The 1938-nt window shown below is 69.7% G+C and carries 3 protein-coding genes and 1 pseudogene; all 4 read right to left on the reverse strand.

Annotated elements, in window-relative coordinates:
• Positions 1 to 432: Dabb family protein (locus tag BGN95_RS21675; protein ID WP_286773979.1), on the reverse strand; the 432-nt coding region annotated here is incomplete at its 3' end.
• On the reverse strand, positions 425 to 766 hold the full coding sequence (locus BGN95_RS21680) for a hypothetical protein (protein ID WP_179511057.1): 342 nt from the start codon (positions 764 to 766) through the stop codon (positions 425 to 427). The genes BGN95_RS21680 and BGN95_RS21675, both read right to left, overlap by 8 nt.
• The gene (locus BGN95_RS21685) at positions 763 to 1749 is read right to left on the reverse strand and encodes a quinone oxidoreductase family protein (RefSeq protein WP_265313184.1); all 987 of its coding nucleotides are present in this window, start codon (positions 1747 to 1749) and stop codon (positions 763 to 765) included. Before BGN95_RS21685 ends, BGN95_RS21680 begins: the two co-directional genes overlap by 4 nt.
• Before the next feature lie 60 nt (positions 1750 to 1809).
• Positions 1810 to 1938, reverse strand: a pseudogene (locus BGN95_RS27150) (LLM class flavin-dependent oxidoreductase); the annotation flags it as partial.

The raw sequence follows: 1938 nt of genomic DNA on the forward strand, positions 1-1938 counted from the left end.
ATCGGCATATTCCTGCTCCCACACATGCGTCCACACGCGCGCGCCGCTCGCCTTGGTCACCCGGCTCAACCGCCAGTTGCGGATCGTGCCGATATAATGCGGCATCGCCAGCGTCTCGCTTTCGAACTGACGTACCGTCGCCTCCGGCGTGCCCGGCTTCACCGCGAGCAGCAGGCAGCGATAGACCCCGTTCCGCAGCCCCGGCTCATGCGCGCCGCCGCCGATCGGTTCGTAGACGGCGCTGTCGATATGCGCGATCGCCGCGTCGCTCGGGACGGCCTCGTTCGCGACCTGACGGTGGAGGATCAGGTCGCCCCCGTCGAACACCCCCGGCAAGGTCGGCTGGGCGAGCGTCGTATCGCCGATATTGCGCGCGAAGGCGGCGCGATCGGCGCCGGGCTGGAGCGTGATCAGCGCGGTGAATTTAGCCATTGCACAGCGTCTCCACATCCTCGGGCGCCGCGGCGAAGCGGCGCGCGCGGCTGACCAGCCGGGCGCCGGCGGTTTCCCAGAACGCCGTCGCGCTCGGATCGGCGCCGGCGGCGAGGCGCATCCCCCACCAGCCCGCGGCCCCCTCGACATTCCAGACGATCGTCAGCGTGTTGGGCTGATCGTCCATCCACAAGGGCGGGCTGACCAGCACGCGATCGAGCACCATCCCGCGCGCCCGCGCGCCGGGGGCGTAATCGGCCATATAGGCATCGAGCAGCGCCTTGCCCTCGCCCGGCCGCGCGACGAGATCGTCGATGATCTGCACCGCGGTCATTGCGCCGCCACCGCGAGCACGATCTTGCCGCGGACATGCCCGCTTTCGACGCGCCGGTGCGCCTCGGCGGCATCGGCGAGCGGCAGCGCCTCGGTCGGCGCGGCGCGCACCTTGCCCGCGGCACACATCGCCGCGAGCCCCGCGAGATGCTCGGGCTGGCGCATCACCGCGACCATATTGGAGAGGATCGTCACGCCCTTCGTAGCCGCGGCGGCGACCTGCTCCTCGCTCGCCGCCGAGATCAACGTCTCGATCTCGACGAAACGGCCGCCCGCTTTCACCAGTTCGGTCGCGCGCGGCAGCAACGTATCGAGCCCGACCGCATCGAGCACCAGATCGACCCCTGCGCCGCCGGTCCAGTCGCGCACCGCGGCGACGACATCCTCGTTGGCATAATCGATCGCGCGCTCGGCGCCGAGCTCGCGGACATAATCCGCGTTGCGCGCACCGCAGGTCACCGCGACCCGCGCGCCGACCGCGCGCGCGATCTGGATCGCGAGGCTGCCGACCCCGCCGGCGCCGCCGTTGATCAGGACGCTCTGCCCGGCCTTGAGCGCGCCGGCATCGACCAGCCCGCCATAAGCGGTGACGCCCGCCACCGGCAGCCCGGCGGCTTCGGCCGCGCTCATCGCGGGCGGCGGGGGCGCGAGCATCGCCGGCCAGGCGAGGCAATAGTCGGCATAAGCGCCATTCTCGCCCTGCCCCTGTTTCGACATGCCGAACACCGCGTCGCCGGGTTTCACCCCCTCGACCCCGGCACCGACCGCCGCAACCGTGCCGGAAAGATCGAACCCAAGTACGAACGGGAATTTATACTCGAAATAACGCGAGAGCTTGCCCTCGCGCGCCTTCCAGTCGGCCGGGTTGACCCCGGCATAGGCCACCTTGACCAGCACCTCGCCCGGTCCCGGCGTCGGCTGGGGCAAGTCGGCCAGTTGCAGCCGCTCGAGGCCGCCGAAGCCGGTGATCGCAATCGCGCGCATATCTCTCTCCTCGCCTAAAAAAATGGCCCGCCCGATTGGGCAGGCCAGGTGGGAGGGAGATTATTCGGCCGCCTTTTTAGCCGCTTCCAACGCGCGGAAGTGCGGGATGACTTTCTCGCCGATGTTGCGGATCGTCTCCATGATCGCGGCGTGCGGCACGCCGCCCATCTGGAACAGGAACAGGATCTC

This window comes from Sphingomonas sp. 66-10 (assembly GCF_001897045.1).
Lineage (GTDB): Bacteria > Pseudomonadota > Alphaproteobacteria > Sphingomonadales > Sphingomonadaceae > Sphingomonas > Sphingomonas lycopersici.